Raw genomic sequence first — 19,661 nt, forward strand, 5'->3', positions numbered from 1 at the left:
AAGGCTAATGCTCCCGGAGCCGGTGACAAGACGTCGCCCGGTTGTTCCTTCGCGCAGGGAACTACCCTGGTCCGGTGCGTGACAAAACCCAAACGAATTCCGCCGCCCCCGGCGACCGACTGATCCGTGCCGGTGCGGTCCTGTTCTTCATCGGTGCCGTGGCCACTCTGGTCACGGTGGCCCCGTTTTTGCTCGGTACGACGCCATTTCCGACCTACATGTTCGGACTGAGCATGCTGATGGGCGTCGGATTCCTCGTCGCCGGTATCGGCGTGCTGCAGTCGGTCGCGGCCGGACGGCGTCAGGCGCGGGGCGCTTCGAGGTAGCGGGCCAGCCAGCCCGGGAACTCCGTCAGGTCCGTGAGGACCACGTCCGCGCCGAGCGCGCCCAGCTGATCCGTACTGAACGGCCCCGTCGCCACCGTGACCGACAGGGCGTCGGCCGCGCGGGCGGCGCGTACGTCTCCCTCGTGGTCGCCGACGTAGACGCCCGCGTCGTGCTCGCGCAGGGCCACCGCCTTCTGCTCGGCCCAGAGATTGCCGATCACCGCGTCCGGCTCGATGCCGAGGTGCTCCAGGTGCAGCTTGGCGTTCGGCTCGTACTTGGCGGTGACGACGATCGCGCGCCCGCCGGCGGCCCGTACGGCGGCGATCGCCTCACGCGCGCCCGGCAGGGCGGGGGTCGCGGCGATGGCGATCGTCGAGTACATCGCGCGGTACCGGTCGGCGATGGCCGGAACCTGCTCCGCCGGGAACCAGTTGACCAGCTCCTCCTCCAGCGGCGGCCCGAGCCGCGTGATCGCGAGGTCGGCGTCTATGTACGTCCCCGTGCGCTCGGCCAGCGCCGTGTAGCAGGCATGGATGCCGGGGCGGGAGTCGATGAGGGTCATGTCGAGGTCGAAGCCGACGGTGAGTGCCATATGGGTCATTGTGCCTGCGCCCTGTGACCCGGGGCCCGGCGAGGTGGCTCGTCGAGGCCGGCCTCTTCGCTGACGGGCCTACCGGCGGTGGTGGGAGAGCTCACCCGGTGCCTGGGGGGCGCGGCCGTCGAGGAGGGCGAGGCCGACCGGGGTGAGCGAGTGACGCACGGCGTTGCGTTGCCGGGTGCTGGAGACCAGACCGGCGCCGCGTAGGACCGCGGCGTGCTCGCTGGCCGAGGAGACGGAGACCCCGGCACGCCGGGCCAGTTCACTGGTGCTGCAATCACTGCCGAGCGACTGAAGGACCGCGGCCCTGGTGTGTCCGAGGAGGCGCGCGAGATGCGAGCCCACGGCGTCGGTCGTCAGGAGCGCCCCAGCCGCCGGAGACCTTGCCGGATGGCCCGGGAGGACCGGATAGACGAGCGTCGGCGGCAGGGACGGGTCGGCCAGCGCGACCGGCCTGCGACGGCAGAAGTACGACGGGATCAACAGCAGCCCGCGCCCCTCGAGATGAAGGTCCTTGTCCACCGGATAGTCGGCCACCAGCACGGGCGGACACCAGCGGATGCCGGGACCGAAGGTACGGAGCAAGGCGTCCGTACCGCTGGACCACTGGGTGCGGGCGCGCCAGGTGCGGTCCCGCTCGGTCCGCGCGCGGACATGCTGCCACGACGCGCAAAGCGCGATGCGCTGGTAGTCGCGCAGGGCTTCACCGAGCCGCCGGAGCGCCGATGCCGTGCCCTCGGCGACCGTGCGGGCCCATCCGTCAAGAGGAGAACCGCTCGCCGCCAACTGACCCACTTGGTCGCGCAGCTCGTGCCGTGGTGTGGACAGCAGGGCGTCCAGGCCCGCTTCGAAGCCCTCGGCGCTCGCCGCGGGAGTGAGGAAGTCCGGGAAGTAGCCGCGGGCGGGAACCAGCGGCAGCAGCAGGCGCAGCGGCGCTTGCGCGTTCCGGATGACGTGCTTGCGCCAGCCGGTCAGGTCGGGCTCAGGGGGCTTCTCCCACACCCGGTGCAGGCTCAACACGGATTCCCAGAAAGGATCCGGCCCGTCGGCGACCCGCGTGCGGGCGATGTCTCCCGCGGTGAAGTGCATGCGCAGCATGGTGCTGTCTCCCGATGTGCCAAGCGTGTGGGACACCGCTCCCCCGTGAACCGAGCGGTGTCTCCGTGACCTTGCTCCGCCGACTGGTTCCTGACAAGAAGAAACGGGCAGATGGGACGGTGGGACGGAGGTACGGACACCAGCTGCGGTTTTTCGCGGCGGTGAGACAGTCGGTACACGCGTCCCACACATCGGGGGCGAGGAATCGGGGATGCGATGCTGTCCGACGGCGGAGCGACAGGACGCTCTGGACCATCCGAACTGGCGGAATTACTGGAGGACCTGAAGCGGCGCAGCGGGCGCAGTTATGCGGCGCTGGCCCATCGCACGGGACTCAGCCGGTCCACCATCCACCGCTACTGCCAGGGCATCACCGTCCCGGGGACGTTCGGCGTGGTCGAGCGTGTGGCCCGCGTGAGCGGGGCGAGCCCGGCGGAGCTGGACCGGCTCTACCGCGCGTGGTGCCGGGAGACTGCGGGGGACACAGGGCACCAGGGTGAGCAGTTACCGGAGTCGGTGGAGCCGGCAGACCCGCCGACGCACGCGCACCCGACGGAGGCCGGCCGCAACGACGCCGGCAGCGGCGGGCACGGGTTCGGCGCCCGGCTGCCCTTAGTGGCGCGCACCTGGCTGCGCCCGGCGGTATTGCTGCTCGCCCTCGTCATCACCTCGTCCGGGAGCACCCCCACGTACGACGGCGGTCGGGGCCGGGACGTCGCGGGCGCCCCCGGCCCCGCCACGGTGAACACCGGAGGAGACGGAACCGGCACCGGCGGCGAGCAGCGCCCCGAGGGACCGGAGTGGAGCGAGGCCCCACGCCCGATAGCACCCGAGTTCATAGGCATGACGATCAACAGCGACACGGGCCGTATGCCCGGCTTCCGAACCGGCTCAGTACGGCTGTGGAACAGCGAAACCCGCTGGGGCACCATCGAAACCTCCCCGGGCAGGTACGACTGGACGACGCTGGAGCGCCTGGTCAAGGCCGCCGAGCGGGAGCGGCTGCCCGTCCTGTTCACCATCGCCGGCACACCTTGGTGGGCCGCCCCGGACGGCCGGAAGTCCGGCTTCGCCGACTCGACAGCGTCGCCGCCGGACGACCTGAAGGTCTGGGACCGCTTTGTGGAGAAGCTCGCCACGCGCTATCGGGGCCGTATCGAGTCGTACGAGCTGTGGGACTACCCCAGCCACCCTCTGATGTACGCGGGGAGCCTCGAAACCCTCGCCGAGATGGTTGAGCGCGCCTCGCGGATCATCCGCCGTATCGACCCGAAGGCGCGGTTGGCCTGCCCGTCCTTCGGATCGCTGTGGACGGGAAAAGGCCGGGCGCTGCTGCGGGAGTTCGCCCGGACGGGCGCTTACGCACACTGCGACGCGGCCGCGCTGAAGATGCCGCCGCGCAAGGGGGACGGTCGGCCGGAGGAGATCATCGAGCTCTCGCGGAGCATGCGGAACCTCCTCCACGAGGAGAACGTGCACGACATCGAGTTGTGGAACACCGGCCCGGAGTGGGACATCAACTCGACGCCGCCGCTCGATGCCCGCCACGCCGGCGACTACGCGGTGCGCTTCTATCTTTCGGGGCTCTACGGGAGGCACTACGGCGTGCGGCGGATGTACTTCTACAACTGGGGCAGCACCCATGTGCCGATCATCGTCCAGCCGGTGGGCGGCCCCCCGGCAGAGCCCGGAAAGCGCGTCGGACGACTGGCGGCGTGGCTGGACGGCGCCCGGATCAGCGCCTGCGGGCGGGGCACGCGCATGGACCTGCCGCCGGGCATGTACTCCTGCCGCTTCCAGCGGAACGGTCGGGACGGCACACCGTTCACCGTGCGCTGGTCCGTTCAGGGGCGGGCCCAAGTGTCACTGGACCACAAGGGCGCGCACCGCCTGCGTCACATGGACGGCAGCACGGTGCGCGCCCGCCCCGGCGAACGGATCGGCATCGGCGAGGAACCGGTGCTGATCGAGCACCTCGCGGAGTGAACCCCGAAGACGTGTGTGCGCCCGGCCCCTTCCAGGAGGCCGGGCGCACAGTCACTGCGCTGCTCGCGGGGTGGTTCCGCGCTCAGTACTTGGGGTTCTTCTTCCACTTGCCGAACTTGCAGGTGTCTCCGCTACCCGCCGTGTCGTTCTGGCACACGGCGATGCGGATGCTGTGAAGCTTGTAGGAGGTGATGTAGCGGTCGAGCGTCTCGCGCTCGCCACCACCCTGCTGACAGGTGTAGTCATAGGGGCGGCTGCTGCCGGTGATCACCTTGAACTGGCCGTGCTTCTTGATCTTGAACTGCAGGAAAGTGAAGGCGTCCCACCCGTCGCAGCTGGTGTCGTTGACGTAGATCTTGAACTTGCCGGTTCGGTTCTGCCCCTTCCAGTTGAAGGTGGCGGATGCCTTGCCGATCCCGCTCTTCTTCGCCGTCACCTTGGCCCTCGCCGCCAGCATCGCCTCGCTGTCCTGGGCCGAGGCCACGGAGGCGGCACCGGTGAGGTGGGCTCCGGTGGCGGACTGCGCCGCCGCCGTGCTCACGCCGCCGGTCGTCAGCACGGCCGCGGCACTCATGAGAATGAGGGCCTTTGAAGCGGAGTGCATGTGTGTTCCCCGTTCCGCACCGCAGTTGTGGGGCCGGTGCGCCTTCCCCGTTGATTGCGTACACGCTGCCGCGTGCCGGGGAAGGGGGGACAGGGCTTTCGGGCAGGGCCGAAACACGCGTCAGGACAAGGGCTCAGGACAAGGGCTAGGGGCGCCGCTGTGACCGCCAGACGATGAACACCGCCGACGCCACCGCCGCACCGCGCAGCACCCAGGGCCAGGTGTCCGAGAGGGCGGCGTTCATGTGGCCCTCGGCGATCGGGTCGCCCCAGCGGCCGTTGGTGCGGCCCCACAGCCAGGCGATGCCGGCCGTGAGGGCGAGGCCGGGCAGGATCACGACCGCCCACTTGGTCTCGGCGTCGCTCAGGCGCCGGGAGCCCCAGGCGATGAGCCAGCCGAGCAGCAGGGCGATGAGGTTGCCGAGGACGGCGCCGGCGACGAGGAGGGCGGCGGAGAGCAGCAGGAGGGGGTTGCTCCAGCGGCTAGTGGGCAGCGTCGGGCGTCGCGGGACGAGACGGCGGCGCCGGGGGGTGGGGTCCGCTTCGGGAACGTCGGCCTCCGCGGCGGCCTCCTCGGGCTCCTCCACGGGTGCCTTCTTGCGGAGCAGCGCCGCCTCCTGCTCCTTGGTGGGCGGGCGCCTGAGCATCTCCGGGATCTCGACGCCGCCGACGAAGCCGGGGACGTCGTCGCCGGGCCCGAAGGCGCTGCTGTCCACCCGCCACCAGTCCGGTTGGAGCGCGCTGCCCCCGAGGTCGGCCGTGCTCGCGAGGTGGGGCGGCGGGGGCGCGTCGTCGGGTGCCGTCGGGGCCTGCGCGGGGCGAGGGCGCGGCACGAGCCGGCGCAGGCCCTTGGGGCGCTCCTCCTCGGCGTGCTCGTCCCGGCCCTCCGGCTGTACGGGCACGTAGGCCACCGGCGCCTGCGGTTCGGAGGCGGTTCCCCCGGCGGCCGCGACGATCTCGTCCGGCGTGCCGAGCCGGGCGATGATGCGGCGGACGGCGGCGGGGCTGTCGACGGCTGCCTTGGCACGGCGCCGGTCGATCTCGCCCCGCAACTCGTTGACCAGACGCATGCGGGTGGCCGACGGCAGCTGACGCTGCTGAGCCACGTCACCGACGCGGCTCAGATACTCGTAGACGACCTGGTCGCTCTCGATCCCCACGAAGTCCCCTCCGGGGTGGGTGTGCTGAAGCCCCGTGGGGACGACGTTAGCGCAGCACAGGGTGTGCGGTGCGGGTCAGACCGGCCGGCACTCCCCCGCGTCCTGTGCCTCGGAGCACAGGCCGTGGCCGTGCTCGTGAAGGATGTCGCGCCCGCTCTGCTGGGTGAGGAAGTTCAGGAAGGCCGCCGCGACGGAGCCGGCCGGGGCCTCGCCGTAGGTGTAGGCGAACTCGGTCTGCCAGTAGGGATAGTTGGTGTCCTCGACGCCTTCCGCCGTGGGTTCCCTGCCGTCGATCTTCAGGTTGACGAGCCGGTCGGCGGCCTTGTGGCCGGCGACTCCCGCGGCCTCGCTGTAGCCGATGGCACCGGGCGTCGAGGCGCTGGTGTTCAGCATGGTGTCCGTGCTGGTGACCTCGCAGCGGCCGTACCGGCCGGACTTGAGGGCCGCGCAGTCGGTCACCGTGAACTGGGGCGGTTCCCTGCCGTCCAGGACCTTGGCGACGAGGGTGCTGCGGGTGCCGGAGCCGGGGTCGCGGTTGATCAGGTGGACGGGGACGTCGTTGCCGCCCACCTGGGACCAGTTCGTCACCCGGCCGGCGAAGAGGTCGCGGATCTGGGCCAGCCTCAGGTTCTCCACGCCCGCGTCCTTGTTGACGACGAGGGTGAACACGGAGAAGGCGACGGGCTCGGGGACCAGCCGGGGGTGGCCGTCGGAGGCGAGGCCGTCGGTGAACGCGATGTGGTCGGCGAGGCCGTCGCCGACCTGGATCCCGGCGTTCTTGCCGGCCTGGTCCAGGTCGGTCACACCGTCGGTGCTGCCCTTGAAGGTGTCGTCGGCGAGCGGAATCGACACGCCCGCCCCCTCACACCGCTTGAGGTAGTCCTCGGCGGCGGCCCGCACGGCGGGTGCGAAGGCGGTGGAGCCGTGCAGGCGGAGCGTGCCGCCGACGCAGTCCAGCGGGGGCCTGCGGTCCTCGCGCAGGAACAGCGTGAAGAACGCCTGGAGGGCCACGGCCGCCGTCAGGAACGCGATGGCGAACCAGGCCGGCCGGGAGGCGAACAGGTGGCTCTCGGTCCTGGCCAGCTTGAACCGGAACACCTTCACCAGCGGGTCGAACCAGCGCCGGTCGGTGCCGACGGCGCCGACGATGTCCGGCTTCGGGAAGGGGTCGGCGCTGTCGTCGCCCTGCCAGCTCTCCAGGATCACCAGCACCTTGTACTCGGCACCCCGGGGCAGCTTGACCTTCGGCAGTTCGATGACGCCCTCGCGCCTGGCCGGGTTGTTGCGGAAGCCGAAGCCCGGGGCCCCGCGCCTGAAGAAGCGGCGCAGCTCGCGCTGGCTCAGCTCGGTGGCCACCAGCCCCGCGACCTGCCGGCGGCGGAAGGTGACCCATATGCCGCTGGGGTCGTTCTCGTCGGTCAGGTAGTCACTGGCCTCGATGGGGGCGGATCCGGCGTTCTCGATGCGCAGCAGCACGAAGGAGGGGTCCTTCAGCCGGTGGCCGTCGCGCTGCAACTGCTCCAGGATCTCGGCGTGCTCGGACTGGGTGTCGTCCGCGGCGAGGGTGTCCATCTGCACCCGGTAGCCGAGCCGCTTGCGGCCGACGATGGCGAACTCCCACAGGAATGCCGCGACCGGGAACGTGAGACTCAGGATCGCGATCCACTGCTCGACCTGCTCGCTCACTGCTGGAACCCCCAATTCCATTGAGCCGTGAAGTAGTTGACCGGGAGCCCAGGGTGACGAGTGGGGATGACGTGGTGCCAGGGGTGCCGGATTCCTCCGGATGATGTTCATCCGGAGGCCATTTGCGAAACGTTCCGTTCGCCGTCCGGGCGGCGGTCCGGGCGGCCGGCACACCCCCTGCTCCGGCCACCACCCGCTAGATTTGGTCGGATGAGCGACCCGGCTGCACCGCCCCGTTCCCTCGCGGAAGCCCTCCGCGTGCGGGACGACGCCTCCCTGGCCGTGCTGCTGCGCAGCCGGCCCGATCTCATCACCCCCGTCCCCACCGACCTCACGCAGCTGGCGACCCGCGCCGGCACCCGGGCCTCCGTGGTGCGCGCCCTGGAGCGGCTGGACCGGTGCGCGCTGCAGACGGCGGAGGCGCTGGCGGTGGCGGCGGATCCGGCGACGTACGACGAACTGCTCTCGCTGATGGCCGGCGACGAGGGCGATCCGGCGGTCACCGGGGCGCTGCCGCACGCCCTCGCGACCCTGCGCGACCAGGCCCTGGTCTGGGGCGCCGACGACCGGCTGCGGCTCGTGCGCACCGCACGTGAGCTGCTCGCGCCCTCGCCGCAGCACCCGTCCCCCACCGGACTGGGCCCGACCGTGCAGGAAGCCACCGCGGGCATGTCGCCGGGCCGTATCCAGGAGATCGTCACGACGGCCGGGCTGCCCTCGACCCACGACGCCGTGTCCGCCGTGTCGTCACTCACGGCCCTGTTCGGCGACCGGCGGCGCATGGCGGCCCTGCTCACCGACGCGCCGGAGGAGTCCCGGGAGGTCCTGTCCCGGCTCGTGTGGGGTCCGCCGTACGGCCAGGTCACCGCCGACCCCGCGCCCCGCCTGCGCTGGCTCCTGGACCGCGGCCTCCTCCTGCCGACGGCACCCGGCACGGTCGTACTCCCCCGCGAGGTGGCCCTGCATCTGCGGGCCGGCCGGGCGCACCGCACCACCGAGCCGTTGCCGCCGCCGGTCGAGGCGAGCGCGACACACCGTCCACAGGTTGTGGACGCGACCGCGGCCGGGCAGGCGTACACGGCGCTGGCGACCGTCGAGGAGCTGCTGAAGGACTGGGACGAGGGCGGTCCGACGGTGCTGCGGGCGGGCGGCCTGAGCGTGCGCGACCTCAAGCGCACCGCCGTCGCCCTCGACATGTCCGAACCCCTGGCCGCCTTCTGGGTCGAGCTCGCCTACGCCGCCGGACTGCTGGCCTCCGACGGCGAGGCCGACGAGCGGTACGCGGCGACCCCGGCCTACGACGAGTGGCTGGAGCAGCCCGCCGCGCAGCGCTGGGCACTGCTGGCGGAGACATGGCTGACGGCGACGCGCACGTCGGGGGTGATCGGCGGGCGGGACGCCAAGGACCGTACGTTGTCGGCGCTGGGCCCGGGCCTGGACCGCTCCGCCGCGCCCGAGGTACGCCACCGGGTGCTGACCCTCCTCGCCGGACTGCCGGAGGGCGCGTCGCCGTCCGCCGAGTCGGTGCTGGCCCGGCTGCGCTGGGAGCGGCCGCTGCGCGGGCCCCAGCGGGACGACGACCTGCGCGGCCGCCTCGCCCGGTGGACGCTCGGCGAGGCGGAGATGCTGGGGATCACGGGGCGCGGGGCGCTGTCGGCGCAGGGGCGGGCGCTGCTGGGGATGCCGCTGCCGGAGCCCTTGCCCGAGGAGCCGGCCGGTCCCGGCGACAAACTCCCCGTGCATCACCGCCCGGCCCCGCCGCCCGAGCCCCTCTCCCCCGCCGAGCAGGCCACCGCCTCGGCCACCGCGGCCCGGCTCCTCGCCCCGCTCCTCCCCGAGCCGCTCGACCACGTCCTCCTCCAGGCCGACCTGACGGCCGTGGCGCCCGGGCCGCTGCAACGGCCGCTCGCCGCCATGCTGGACGTGCTCGCGGACGTGGAGTCCAAGGGCGGCGCGACGGTGTACCGGTTCACACCCGGGTCGGTGCGGCGCGCCCTGGACGCCGGGCGCAGCGCCTCCGACCTGCACGCCTTCCTCGCCGAGCACGCGCGTACGCCGGTACCGCAGCCGCTCGCGTATCTGATCGACGACGTGGCCCGCCGGCACGGGCATCTGCGGGTGGGCGCCGCGTCGGCGTACGTCCGCTGCGACGACGACGCCGTGCTGAACGAGATCCTCGCCGACAAGCGGGCCGCGGGCCTGCGTCTGCGCCGCCTGGCGCCGACGGTGCTGGCCGCCCAGGCGGACCCGGCCGCGCTGCTGGAGGGCCTGCGCGCGATGGGTTTCGCGCCGGCCGCCGAGTCGGCCGAGGGCGACGTCCTGATCACCCGCGCCGACGCCCACCGCACCCCGCCGCGCACGGCGCCCGAGCCGGTCCCGGACGGCCCGCCGACGCCGGACGCCACCCTGCTGACGGCCGCGATCCGCGCCATCCGGGCGGGCGACCTCGCCTCCACGGCACCGCGCAAGCCCGCCGCCACCGGCGACTCCGCCGCGATGACCGGCGGCGAGCTTCCCCGCACCACCTCCGCCGAGACCCTCGCGACCATGCAGGCCGCCGTCCTGACCGGCGAGGCGCTGTGGATCGGGTACGTCAACGCCGAGGGCGCCGCGAGTCAGCGGGTGATCGCGCCGGTGCGGGTCGAGGGCGGGTTCGTGACGGCGTACGACCACACCGCGGACGAGGTGCGGACGTATCCGCTGCACCGGATCACCGGCGTCGCCGAGCTCGCGGACGACCAGATCTGAGGCCGGGCCCGGCGGCTCACCCGTTCGGGGGTACGCGGCCGTTCATGTACGCCACGCCGGGTTTTTCCAACTCTCGGGGGACCTTCCGGGTGTGTCCGCATCGCGCCGGGTGGCGCAGGGCAGCCACCTCCTGTCCTGATCACGCTCAAGTGAGAGCAACAGAGAGGTAGTTGTCCATGCGCACAGCTCGTCGTCTCGCCACCGTCCTGGCCGCCGCAGCCCTGATGATCGGTGCCTTCACCACTCAGGCCGCGGCGATCGGCGTCGACGTGGCCGGGCTGGTCATCGAGACGCCGCAGGTCTGACGCGACCGCAGCGCAGCCATCGGGCCGGCCCGCGCACAGGGCCGGCCCGCCCGCCGGTCGCCCCGCCCTCCGTATGTGAAAGGCCCTGACGCCCCCATGCCTGCCAAGCGCCCCGCGCGCGCCCGTTCCGCAGCCGTCGCCGCTCTCATCTCGGCGAGCGCGCTGGTCACCGTCCTCGCCCCGGAGGCGGCGGCCGCCGCCTCCGCTCTCCCCCTGCCCCTGCCGGCCCCCGCCGGCGAGTCCCTGATCACCGAGGGCCTCACCGTCGAGGGACCGCTGATCAACAACGTCAGTCTGCCCACGCTGCGCTAGGGCGGCGCAGCCGATAGCTGTCGCCGTCGATCCGTACGACCTCGGCGTGGTGGGCCAGCCGGTCCACCATCGCGAGCGCGGACGGGCCGCCGAAGATCTCCTCCCAGCGGCCGAGCGGGCGGTCGCCGGTCACGATCAGCGAGGCCCGTTCGTAGCGGTGCGCGACCAGCTGGAAGAACAGCGGCGCGGTCCCCGCCTCGAAGGGGGTGTAGCCGACCTCATCGACGATCAGCACGGCGTGCTCGTCGAGCGCGGCCAGCTCCTCGGCGAGCCGTCCGGCGTCCCGTGCCCCGGCCAGCCGGGCGGCCCACTCCGCGGCGGTCGCGAACCGCACCGAGTGGCCGGCCTGGCAGGCCCGTACGCCGAGGCCGACGGCCAGATGCGTCTTGCCGGTGCCGGGTGGTCCGACGAAGACCACGTTGCGGCGGGCGGCGACGAAGTCCAGCTTGCCGAGCCGGGCCACGGCATCCCGGTCGAAGGAGTGCGGGTGCTCGGAGTCGAACTCCTCCAGCAGCTTGCGCGCGGGGAAACCGGCGGCACGCACCCGCTCCTCGGCGCTCGGCTCGTCGTCACGTGCCGGGGCCTGCGCCGGGACGAAGACCTTCGCTGCGGGTTCCTCGGGGACGTGCGTCTGGTGTGCGTGCTGAGCGCCCCGCTCACTCTGCGCGGCCATCGGCCCCGACATGTACGCCAGGATCGCCGCCGAGGCGATGAACGCCATGTGGATCACCGTGCCCCACAGCAGTGCGTGCCGCGAGGTGTGGTGGACGTCCACGAACATCTGGAGCAGATGGACGGAGGAGATACCTACGATGGCGGTGGCGAGCTTGACCTTCAGCACGTTGGAGTTGACGTGCGAGAGCCATTCCGGCTGGTCGCGGTGGCCCTGAAGGCCGATGCGGGAGACGAATGTCTCGTAGCCGCCGACGATCACCATGATCAGCAGGTTGGCGATCATGACGACGTCGACGAGCTTGAGCACGGCGAGCATGACGTAGTTCTCGGTCGCCTGCCCGGTCACACAGCGGAGGATTAAGGTCCACAGCTCGTTGAAGAACTTGTAGACGTACACCCCCTGGGCGGCCACGAGGCCGAAGTAGAGCGGGGCCTGCAGCCAGCGGGTGGCGAACAGGGCGTACCCGAGGGTGGTGGTCGTGGGGGACGGATCACGCGAGATGGGCTGCACGGTCGGCATTCTTCGCAGCCACCGCCGTACAGGTGAAACCACGCCACTCACAGGAATGAAAAGACATCCTGTAGGACTCCGGATTCGATCAGGAATCGATCAGGCACACTGGACGTTTGGTCGGGTGGCCGAGCGGAAGGACATACGCACGTGAACGGACCACTGATCGTCCAGTCGGACAAGACCCTGCTCCTGGAAGTCGATCATGAGCGGGCCGATGACTGCCGTCGGGCGATCGCCGCGTTCGCGGAGCTGGAGCGGGCACCCGAGCACATCCACACCTACCGGGTGACGCCGCTCGGTTTGTGGAACGCCCGCGCGGCCGGGCACGACGCCGAGCAGGTCGTGGACGCGCTGGTCACGTACAGCCGCTACCCCGTGCCGCACGCGCTGCTCGTCGACATCGCCGACACGATGGACCGCTACGGCCGTCTGACCCTCTCCAAGCACCCGACGCACGGCCTCGTCCTCACCACCACCGACCGCCCGGTCCTGGAGGAGGTGCTGCGCTCGAAGCGGATCGCACCGCTCGTCGGCACCCGCATCGACCCGGACACCGTCGCCGTGCACCCCTCCGAGCGCGGCCAGATCAAGCAGACCCTGCTGAAGCTGGGCTGGCCGGCCGAGGACCTCGCCGGTTACGTCGACGGCGAGGCGCACCCGATCGAGCTGAACGAGGACGGGTGGGCGCTCAGGCCCTACCAGAAGCAGGCGGTGGAGAACTTCTGGCACGGCGGCAGCGGGGTCGTGGTGCTGCCCTGCGGCGCCGGTAAGACCCTCGTCGGCGCCGGCTCCATGGCCCAGGCGAAGTCGACGACCCTCATCCTCGTCACGAACACCGTCTCGGCCCGGCAGTGGAAGCACGAGCTGATGAAGCGCACGTCGCTCACCGAGGAGGAGATCGGCGAGTACAGCGGTACGAAGAAGGAGATCCGCCCGGTCACCATCGCCACGTACCAGGTGCTGACGACGAAGCGGAAGGGTGTCTATCCGCACCTGGAGCTCTTCGACTCCCGGGACTGGGGCCTGATCCTCTACGACGAGGTGCACCTGCTGCCCGCACCCGTCTTCAAGTTCACCGCCGACCTCCAGGCCCGCCGCCGCCTGGGCCTGACCGCGACCCTGGTCCGCGAGGACGGCCGCGAGTCGGACGTCTTCTCCCTGATCGGCCCGAAGCGGTTCGACGCGCCCTGGAAGGAGATCGAGGCGCAGGGGTACATCGCGCCCGCCGACTGCGTCGAGGTCCGCGTCAACCTCACCGACGCCGAGCGGCTCGCGTACGCCACCGCCGAGCAGGAGGAGAAGTACCGCTTCTGCGCGACGACCGACACCAAGCGGAAGGTCACGGAGGCCATCGTCCGCCGGTTCGCCGGGCAGCAGATCCTGGTCATCGGCCAGTACATCGACCAGCTCGACGAACTGGGCGAGCATCTGAACGCCCCGGTCATCAAGGGCGAGACCTCCAACGCGCAGCGCGAGAAGCTCTTCAACGCCTTCCGGGAGGGCGAGATCAGCGTCCTCGTCGTCTCCAAGGTCGCGAACTTCTCCATCGACCTGCCGGAGGCCACGGTCGCCATCCAGGTCTCGGGCACCTTCGGCTCCCGCCAGGAGGAGGCCCAGCGCCTCGGCCGCGTCCTGCGCCCGAAGGCCGACGGCCACCAGGCCCACTTCTACTCGGTCGTCGCCCGCGACACCATCGACCAGGACTTCGCCGCCCACCGCCAGCGCTTCCTGGCGGAACAGGGGTACGCGTACCGGATCATGGACGCGGACGAGATCCTGGCGGAGGGGTAGCAGGCCAGGAGGGCGAGGCCGAGCAGCGCACAGAGCGCGTACGGCGACGCCGCCGGCTGCTGCCACCAGGGCAGTCGGAGGTCCCGGGCGCCCTCGTGCGGGAGCAGCCATATCGTGCGGGCCGTGAAGAGGAGGGCCGTTGCCGCCGCGAGGCGGGAGCGGCCCTCCGTCAGCAGTACGGCGGTCAGCGGGACACACCACACCCAGTGGTGGGACCAGCTGATCGGCGAGACGAGCAGGGCGGTGAAGGCCGTCAGGAGGATCGCGTGGCTCTCCTCGGCGGCCCGCGCCGCCAGCCACAGCCCCACTGCCGTGACCGCGGCGGCCGGGAGAGCCCAGGCGAGGCCGGGCGCCGGGTCGCCCAGGGCCCGGGCGACCATCCCCTGCAGGGACTGGTTGTCGACGATCCAGACCTTGCCCACGCGGTCCGTCTCGTAGAGGCGGCGGGTCCAGTAGTCGAGGCTCGCGGAGGGCAGGGCGAGGGCGCCGAGCGCGACCGTCCCCGCGAGGGCCGCGGCAGCCGCGCCCGCCTCCCGGCGCCGCCCGCGCAGCAGCAGATACGCGATGAAGATCGCCGGAGTCAGTTTGATCCCGGCGGCGATGCCGACCGCCGCACCCTTCCAGCGGGCGCCCGTCGGCCGCGTGAGATCCCACAGCACCAGGCAGACCAGGGCGAGGTTGATCTGGCCGAAGAGCAGCGTCTGGAGGACCGGCTCCAGCCAGAGGGCCACTGCGGTGACGGCACACAGGGCGGGCAGGCGGAGCTTCGCAGGGCCGCCTGCCAGCCGGGCGGAGAGGTGGACGAGTACGGCGAGCATGAGCGCGTTGCCCGCCAGGAAGGTCGCCTTGAGGGTGGCGAGGGGAATCAGCGCCGTCGGGACGAAGAGGAGGGCCGCGAAGGGTGGGTAGGTGGCGGGGAGCTGCCACTGCGTGACGGTGAAGCCGTAGAGATCCTCGCCGCGGAGGACGGCTTCGCCTTCCGCCCGGTACACCAGCGCGTCGGCCATCGGGAGGGGCTGATGGGTGCAGAGTGCCGTGAGAGCGAGTAGGGAAACCGCCAGAAGGCAGTAGGGAGTTGCGGAATGTGATCGGCGGGTCACTCAGTGACCCTAGGCGTCACTTACGGCGGACGCCCGCCTCCTCGCCGTACTCACCGAGGACGATCACGTCGAAGGCCGCACCTGCGAACACCTTGACGGCACGCAGGGCTTCACCGAGGCGATGACGGTGGTGCCCCTGAAGCGCTGTGGCTCCACGGGGGCCCACGGGTGCTGGATGGATGGTTGCTGCGCTCATGTCTCCATGATGGATTCGCGGACATAAAGACGACATCGGCCTGGGGACCGAAGCGGCGTACCGCCTCCGTACACCTCCGGGCGGATGCCGTCCCCCCAGGGAGGAGGCGGCGTCCCCTAGGGGTCGGAATATTCGTTGGCGATTGCCTTTCCCCTTCGCCTAAAATCTCCGCTCTTGCCCGCCTCCCCCCGCGGAGTGCCGCCGCCCGGACGGAAACCGGTCGGCTCTCTCGATCACCTACCTGTAGGTCCCTCCGGAGGCACCCCCTTGTCCACGCCCGCCGACGACCCACTCGCCCCGCTCTCGCGAGAGCGCTCCCACCTGTCCGTGTCCCGTGCCGCCCTGCGCGCCATGCGTGAGGACGTCGAGTCCCTCGACATCAGCGATGTCACCGCGAACTGGGTCAACGCCGAAGTCCTCGCCCACCAGATCGACGAGCGCATCAAGGCCCTGGCCGACCTCAGCGACACCCCGCTGTTCTTCGGCCGGCTCGACTACCTGCACGCTCCCGGCGCCTCCGAGGCCGAGGGTGCGCAGGGCGAGCGCTTCTACATCGGGCGCCGGCATGTGCACGATGCCGAGGGCGACCCGATGGTCATCGACTGGCGGGCACCGGTGTCCCAGCCGTTCTACCGGGCGTCCAAGAACGACCCGATGGACATCGCGCTGCGCCGCCGCTTCGGTTACACGGGCGGTGACCTCACGGCGTACGAGGACGAGCACCTCTCCGACCCGGCGGAGGCGGCCCGCACCAGCAAGCTGCTCCAGCAGGAGATCGAACGCCCGCGCGTCGGCCCGATGCGGGACATCGTGGCGACGATCCAGCCGGAGCAGGACGAGATCGTCCGGTCGGGGCTCGGCGGCACGGTGTGCGTGCAGGGCGGTCCGGGCACGGGGAAGACGGCGGTGGGCCTGCACCGGGTGGCCTATCTGCTCTACGCCCACCGCGAGCGCCTCGCCCGCACCGGCACGCTCGTCATCGGGCCGAACAGGTCCTTCCTGCACTACATCGAGCAAGTCCTCCCGGCGCTCGGCGAGTTGAGTGTCCGGCAGGCGACGGTGGACGACCTCGTGGCGCACGTCGAGGTGCGCGGTACGGACGACGCGGCGGCGGCCGTCATCAAGGGCAACGCGAGGATGGCGGAGGTGCTGCGGCGTGCGGTGTACGCGCACGTGACCATGCCGACGGAGCCGGTGGTCGTCGTACGCGGATCGCGGCGGTGGCGTGTCCCGGCGTACGAACTCGAAGAGACCGTCCGTGAGTTGCTCGCCCGCGACATCCGCTACGGCGCTGCCCGCGAGGCCCTCCCGCAGCGCATCGCGCACGCCGTGCTGGTGCAGATGGAGCGGTCGGGGGAGGCGCCGGACGACCGGGTGCAGGACGCGGTGGCCCGCAACAGCGCGGTGAAGGCCGCGGTCAAGGCGATCTGGCCGCCGGTCGAGCCGGCGAAGCTGGTGCTGCGGCTGCTCGCCGACGCGGACTTCCTGGCCGAACACGCGGCCGGGCTCCTCGACGAGGACGAGCAGAAGACGATCCTGTGGGCGAAGCCGGCGCGGTCGGTGAAGGCCGCCAAGTGGTCCGCGGCGGATGCGGTGCTGATCGACGAGGCGAACGACATCGTGGCGCGTACGTCGTCCCTCGGCCATGTCGTGCTCGACGAGGCGCAGGATCTCTCGCCGATGCAGTACCGGGCGGTGGGCCGGCGTTGCACGACCGGTTCGGCGACGGTGCTGGGGGATCTGGCGCAGGGCACGACCCCTTGGGCGACGCGGAGCTGGGACGAGGCGTTGGCCCACCTCGGCAAGTCGGAGGGGGTCATCGAGGAGCTGACGGCCGGATTCCGCGTCCCGACGGACGTCATCGCCTACGCCTCCCGCCTCCTCCCCCACATCGCGCCCGGCCTGACACCGGTGGCGTCGATCCGTGAGAACCCGGGGTTCTTCGAGGTCCGTAAGGTGTCGGAGGCATCCGAAGTCATCGCCGCGTGCGGGGAGTTGCTGCGCCGGGAGGGGTCGATCGGACTGATCGCCGCGGATGCGCGGGTCCCGGTGCTGACGGAGGGGCTCGCGGCTGCGGGGATCACCTGTCTGGCGCCCGGCGAGGAGACGACCGAGCAGACCCGGTTGACGCTGGTACCGGCGTCGCTCGCGAAGGGTCTGGAGTACGACTACGTCGTACTGGACGAGCCGCAGGCGGTGGTGGACGGGGAGCCGGATGAGCGGACGGGGTTGCGGCGGCTGTATGTCGCGCTGACTCGGGCGGTGTCGGGGTTGATCGTGGTGCACGCGGCGGACTTGCCGGGGCAGTTGGGGTGACGGGTCCCTCCGGGGGTTGGCCGGGGGTGGTGGCGGTTGGTGTCGGGGTGCGGGTGCGTGGGGGCCGGTCGCGCAGTTCCCCGCGCCCCTGAGGGGGGTGCAGGTGCCGTTGCCGACCAGGGACCCCGGGAGCCGGCCGGCGCAGAGACGGCAGGCCCGGGGCGGTGACGGATTTTTTCGGCGTGCGGGTGCGTGAGGGCTGGGCGCGCAGTTCCCCGCGCCCCTGAGGGGGGTGCAGGTGCCGTTGCCGACCAGGGACCCGGGAGCCGGCGGGCGCGGAGACGGGAGGCCCGGGGGTGGCGGCGGATTGTTTCGGGGTGCGGGTGCGTGAGGGCTGGGCGCGCAGTTCCCCGCGCCCCTGAGGGCAGTTCCCCGCGCCCCTTAGGTACGAGCAGTCCTGTTCATGAGGGACGGGCCGCGCGGCCCGTCCCCCTCCCAGCCCCCCGTCGGCCCCGCCTACGAAACTCCGTCCAGCACAGCCCGCCACTCGGCCACCGCTCCCACCGACACCGGTCCCTCCCAGCCGTCCGGCCGGGCCGCGCCGCCGATGTGAAACCCGTCGATCCCCACCGCCAGCAGCCTCGGTACGTGGTCGAGGCGCAGCCCGCCCCCCACCAGGATCCGCTGCTCGTACCCGGGCTCCCCGGCCCTCGCCGCCTCGGCGAGCAGGACGGCGAGGCCGTCGTCGACGCCGGCCGGCGAACCGGCCGTGAGGTAGGTGTCCAGGCCCGGCATGCCGTCCAGCTGCTTGCGCAGCGCGTCCCGGTCGGCGGCCCGGTCGATGGCCCGGTGGAACGTCCACCGGCACCCGTCCAGCTCACTCACCAGCCGCTCGACGGCCTCGAGGTCCACCCCGCCGTCGGCGTCGAGGAACCCGAGCACGAACTCGTCCGCCCCGGCGTCCCGCAGCTCCCGCGCCACCCGCACGAGCCGCCCCACCTCCCCCGCCGCGAACCCGTCCGCCAGCCTCAGCATCACGCGCAGGTCGATGTCGACGGCGGCCCGGATCCCGGCGAAGGTCTCGACCGGCGGGGTGAGCCCGTCGGCGGCCATGTCGGTGACCAGTTCGAGCCGGTCCGCACCCCCGGCCTGGGCGGCGACCGCGTCCTCGACACCGAGGGCGATCACCTCCAGGACTGCACGCTTGCTCATGGGACCCCATTCCTCGGCATTCGACGACGGCTACAGGTCTAGTCCAATCCAAGGGTACGGGGTGGAGGCTCGCCGAAGGACGTGCAGGGTCACCCGAAGATGTTCAGCTCCCCCGCCTCCGCCCCCGCCGGCTGTACCGCGCCGGGGGACTCGGGGCCATCGGGTCGCCCAGGCGCAGGGGCTCGTCGACGTCGTCCAGGTCGGCATGGAGGCCTGGCCCCGGCATACGCCCCGGCTCCCCGAGTCCCCGGGCCGCTGCTCGACAAACGGCACCCGCACCCCCCTCAGGGGCGCGGGGAACTGCGCGACCGGCCCCCACCCACCCGCACCCCGACACCAACCACCACCACGCTCAACCCCCCGAAACCGACCACCCACCCAGGCAATCCCCACCACCCCCGCGACAATGACCCCATGGCCGACCTCCACAGCCCCGCCGCCCTCAACACCCTCCGCACCCGCTTCACGCAAGCCCTGAACGCGACCCGCTCGCCCACCACCACCCCCGACCCCGCCCCCTACGCCGAAAGCCTCCTCACCCGCTGGCAGGAACCGCAGCGGCACTACCACACGCTCACCCACCTCACCGCGGTCCTGGACCGCATCGACGAGCTGGCGGGGCACGCCCGCGACGCGGACGTCGTGCGGCTCGCCGCCTGGTTTCACGACGCGGTGTACCTCCCCGACCGCTCGGAGAACGAGGAGCGCTCGGCCCACCTCGCCGAACGCGCCCTCGTGGAAGCCGGGGTCCCCGCGGAGCGGACCGCCGAGGTGGCCCGCCTCGTCCGGCTCACCGTCACCCACGCCCCGGCGCCGGACGACCCCGACGGCCAGGTCCTGTGCGACGCCGACCTGGCGATCCTCGCGGCGCCGCCGTCCGCGTATGCGGCGTACACGGCGGCCGTCCGCGAGGAGTACCACTTCGTCCCGAACGACGCCTTCCGCGAGGGCCGCGCCGCGATCCTGCGCCAACTCCTGGACCTGCCGAGCCTGTTCAGCACGCCGTACGGAAAGGAGAAGTGGGAGGCCACCGCCCGCTACAACCTCGCCGCCGAGCTGGAAATGCTGTCGCTCTGACGATCCCCGCCGCCGTA

16 protein-coding genes and 1 pseudogene are annotated in these 19,661 nt (G+C 71.8%); 8 read left to right on the top strand and 9 right to left on the bottom strand.

Annotated elements, in window-relative coordinates; all coding sequences use genetic code 11:
- The first annotated feature begins 74 nt into the window (after window positions 1-74).
- Window positions 75-326: a hypothetical protein gene (locus tag ACZ7M7_RS37230; protein ID WP_383606885.1), complete on the top strand. Its 252-nt coding sequence runs from the start codon at window positions 75-77 to the stop codon at window positions 324-326.
- On the opposite strand, the gene ACZ7M7_RS37235 is transcribed toward ACZ7M7_RS37230, so the two are convergent.
- Window positions 302-928: an HAD family hydrolase gene (locus ACZ7M7_RS37235; protein WP_451167405.1), complete on the bottom strand. Its 627-nt coding sequence runs from the start codon at window positions 926-928 to the stop codon at window positions 302-304. The two genes, ACZ7M7_RS37230 and ACZ7M7_RS37235, sit on opposite strands and share 25 nt — an antisense overlap.
- A 69-nt stretch (window positions 929-997) precedes the next feature.
- Window positions 998-2,014, bottom strand: a complete 1,017-nt coding sequence (locus tag ACZ7M7_RS37240; protein WP_472124829.1) for an ArsR/SmtB family transcription factor — start codon at window positions 2,012-2,014, stop codon at window positions 998-1,000.
- Between the two features lie 225 nt (window positions 2,015-2,239).
- Between ACZ7M7_RS37240 and ACZ7M7_RS37245 the strand changes: the two genes are divergently transcribed.
- Window positions 2,240-4,009, top strand: a complete 1,770-nt coding sequence (locus tag ACZ7M7_RS37245) for a helix-turn-helix domain-containing protein (RefSeq protein WP_472124832.1) — start codon at window positions 2,240-2,242, stop codon at window positions 4,007-4,009.
- Between the two features lie 82 nt (window positions 4,010-4,091).
- Here ACZ7M7_RS37245 and ACZ7M7_RS37250 read toward each other — a convergent pair whose 3' ends face one another.
- The 3 genes from ACZ7M7_RS37250 to ACZ7M7_RS37260 all read right to left on the bottom strand — a co-directional run bounded on the left by ACZ7M7_RS37250 (window position 4,092) and on the right by ACZ7M7_RS37260 (window position 7,458).
- Window positions 4,092-4,583, bottom strand: a complete 492-nt coding sequence (locus tag ACZ7M7_RS37250; RefSeq protein WP_472124835.1) for a hypothetical protein — start codon at window positions 4,581-4,583, stop codon at window positions 4,092-4,094.
- A 175-nt stretch (window positions 4,584-4,758) separates the two neighbouring features.
- A complete protein-coding gene (locus ACZ7M7_RS37255) occupies window positions 4,759-5,772 on the bottom strand; it encodes a hypothetical protein (protein ID WP_472124838.1) in 1,014 nt (337 codons plus the stop codon).
- A 75-nt stretch (window positions 5,773-5,847) separates the two neighbouring features.
- On the bottom strand, window positions 5,848-7,458 hold the full coding sequence (locus ACZ7M7_RS37260) for a substrate-binding domain-containing protein (RefSeq protein WP_472124841.1): 1,611 nt from the start codon (window positions 7,456-7,458) through the stop codon (window positions 5,848-5,850).
- 210 nt (window positions 7,459-7,668) lie between these two features.
- Between ACZ7M7_RS37260 and ACZ7M7_RS37265 the strand changes: the two genes are divergently transcribed.
- The 3 genes from ACZ7M7_RS37265 (at window position 7,669) to ACZ7M7_RS37275 (ending at window position 10,823) form a co-directional block, all read left to right on the top strand.
- Window positions 7,669-10,206 carry a helicase-associated domain-containing protein gene (locus tag ACZ7M7_RS37265; RefSeq protein ID WP_472124844.1) on the top strand — a complete coding sequence of 846 codons (2,538 nt, stop codon included), beginning with the start codon at window positions 7,669-7,671 and terminating at the stop codon, window positions 10,204-10,206.
- Window positions 10,207-10,382: 176 nt separating this feature from the next.
- Window positions 10,383-10,511 carry a hypothetical protein gene (locus tag ACZ7M7_RS37270; protein ID WP_362388351.1) on the top strand — a complete coding sequence of 43 codons (129 nt, stop codon included), beginning with the start codon at window positions 10,383-10,385 and terminating at the stop codon, window positions 10,509-10,511.
- Between the two features lie 96 nt (window positions 10,512-10,607).
- Window positions 10,608-10,823: a hypothetical protein gene (locus tag ACZ7M7_RS37275; protein ID WP_383606901.1), complete on the top strand. Its 216-nt coding sequence runs from the start codon at window positions 10,608-10,610 to the stop codon at window positions 10,821-10,823.
- Here ACZ7M7_RS37275 and istB read toward each other — a convergent pair.
- Window positions 10,801-12,018 (bottom strand): IS21-like element helper ATPase IstB, encoded by a 1,218-nt coding sequence (istB, locus tag ACZ7M7_RS37280; RefSeq protein WP_383606904.1) that lies wholly within the window; start codon window positions 12,016-12,018, stop codon window positions 10,801-10,803. The genes ACZ7M7_RS37275 and istB overlap by 23 nt on opposite strands.
- Window positions 12,019-12,159: 141 nt before the next feature.
- On the opposite strand from istB, the gene ACZ7M7_RS37285 reads away from it, so the two are divergent.
- Window positions 12,160-13,803, top strand: a complete 1,644-nt coding sequence (locus ACZ7M7_RS37285) for a DNA repair helicase XPB (RefSeq protein ID WP_383606907.1) — start codon at window positions 12,160-12,162, stop codon at window positions 13,801-13,803.
- Here ACZ7M7_RS37285 and ACZ7M7_RS37290 read toward each other — a convergent pair.
- Window positions 13,791-14,810: pseudogene (locus ACZ7M7_RS37290) on the bottom strand (glycosyltransferase 87 family protein); the annotation flags it as partial. The gene ACZ7M7_RS37285 and the pseudogene ACZ7M7_RS37290 sit on opposite strands and share 13 nt — an antisense overlap.
- 109 nt (window positions 14,811-14,919) lie before the next feature.
- Window positions 14,920-15,099: a hypothetical protein gene (locus tag ACZ7M7_RS37295; RefSeq protein ID WP_328880869.1), complete on the bottom strand. Its 180-nt coding sequence runs from the start codon at window positions 15,097-15,099 to the stop codon at window positions 14,920-14,922.
- Window positions 15,100-15,366: 267 nt separating this feature from the next.
- Here ACZ7M7_RS37295 and ACZ7M7_RS37300 point away from each other — a divergent pair, with 267 nt between their 5' ends.
- Window positions 15,367-17,415: a HelD family protein gene (locus ACZ7M7_RS37300; RefSeq protein ID WP_472124848.1), complete on the top strand. Its 2,049-nt coding sequence runs from the start codon at window positions 15,367-15,369 to the stop codon at window positions 17,413-17,415.
- A 456-nt stretch (window positions 17,416-17,871) separates the two neighbouring features.
- Here ACZ7M7_RS37300 and ACZ7M7_RS37305 read toward each other — a convergent pair whose 3' ends face one another.
- A complete protein-coding gene (locus ACZ7M7_RS37305) occupies window positions 17,872-18,567 on the bottom strand; it encodes a copper homeostasis protein CutC (RefSeq protein ID WP_472124851.1) in 696 nt (231 codons plus the stop codon).
- Between the two features lie 414 nt (window positions 18,568-18,981).
- Between ACZ7M7_RS37305 and ACZ7M7_RS37310 the strand changes: the two genes are divergently transcribed.
- Complete coding sequence (locus ACZ7M7_RS37310; protein WP_451167427.1) at window positions 18,982-19,644, top strand: HD domain-containing protein; 663 nt, start codon at window positions 18,982-18,984, stop codon at window positions 19,642-19,644.
- Window positions 19,645-19,661: the final 17 nt, after the last annotated feature.

The organism is Streptomyces sp. NPDC111606 (assembly GCF_055656945.1).

Coding starts and splice junctions, on each gene's coding strand:
- ACZ7M7_RS37310 (WP_451167427.1), top strand. CDS start 18,982: ATGGCCGACCTCCACAGCCCCGCCGCCCTCAACACCCTCCGCACCCGC.
- ACZ7M7_RS37250 (WP_472124835.1), bottom strand. CDS start 4,583: ATGAGTGCCGCGGCCGTGCTGACGACCGGCGGCGTGAGCACGGCGGCG.
- ACZ7M7_RS37295 (WP_328880869.1), bottom strand. CDS start 15,099: ATGAGCGCAGCAACCATCCATCCAGCACCCGTGGGCCCCCGTGGAGCC.
- ACZ7M7_RS37245 (WP_472124832.1), top strand. CDS start 2,240: ATGCTGTCCGACGGCGGAGCGACAGGACGCTCTGGACCATCCGAACTG.
- ACZ7M7_RS37305 (WP_472124851.1), bottom strand. CDS start 18,567: ATGAGCAAGCGTGCAGTCCTGGAGGTGATCGCCCTCGGTGTCGAGGAC.
- ACZ7M7_RS37240 (WP_472124829.1), bottom strand. CDS start 2,014: ATGCACTTCACCGCGGGAGACATCGCCCGCACGCGGGTCGCCGACGGG.
- ACZ7M7_RS37265 (WP_472124844.1), top strand. CDS start 7,669: ATGAGCGACCCGGCTGCACCGCCCCGTTCCCTCGCGGAAGCCCTCCGC.
- ACZ7M7_RS37275 (WP_383606901.1), top strand. CDS start 10,608: ATGCCTGCCAAGCGCCCCGCGCGCGCCCGTTCCGCAGCCGTCGCCGCT.
- ACZ7M7_RS37235 (WP_451167405.1), bottom strand. CDS start 928: ATGACCCATATGGCACTCACCGTCGGCTTCGACCTCGACATGACCCTC.
- istB (WP_383606904.1), bottom strand. CDS start 12,018: ATGCCGACCGTGCAGCCCATCTCGCGTGATCCGTCCCCCACGACCACC.
- ACZ7M7_RS37270 (WP_362388351.1), top strand. CDS start 10,383: ATGCGCACAGCTCGTCGTCTCGCCACCGTCCTGGCCGCCGCAGCCCTG.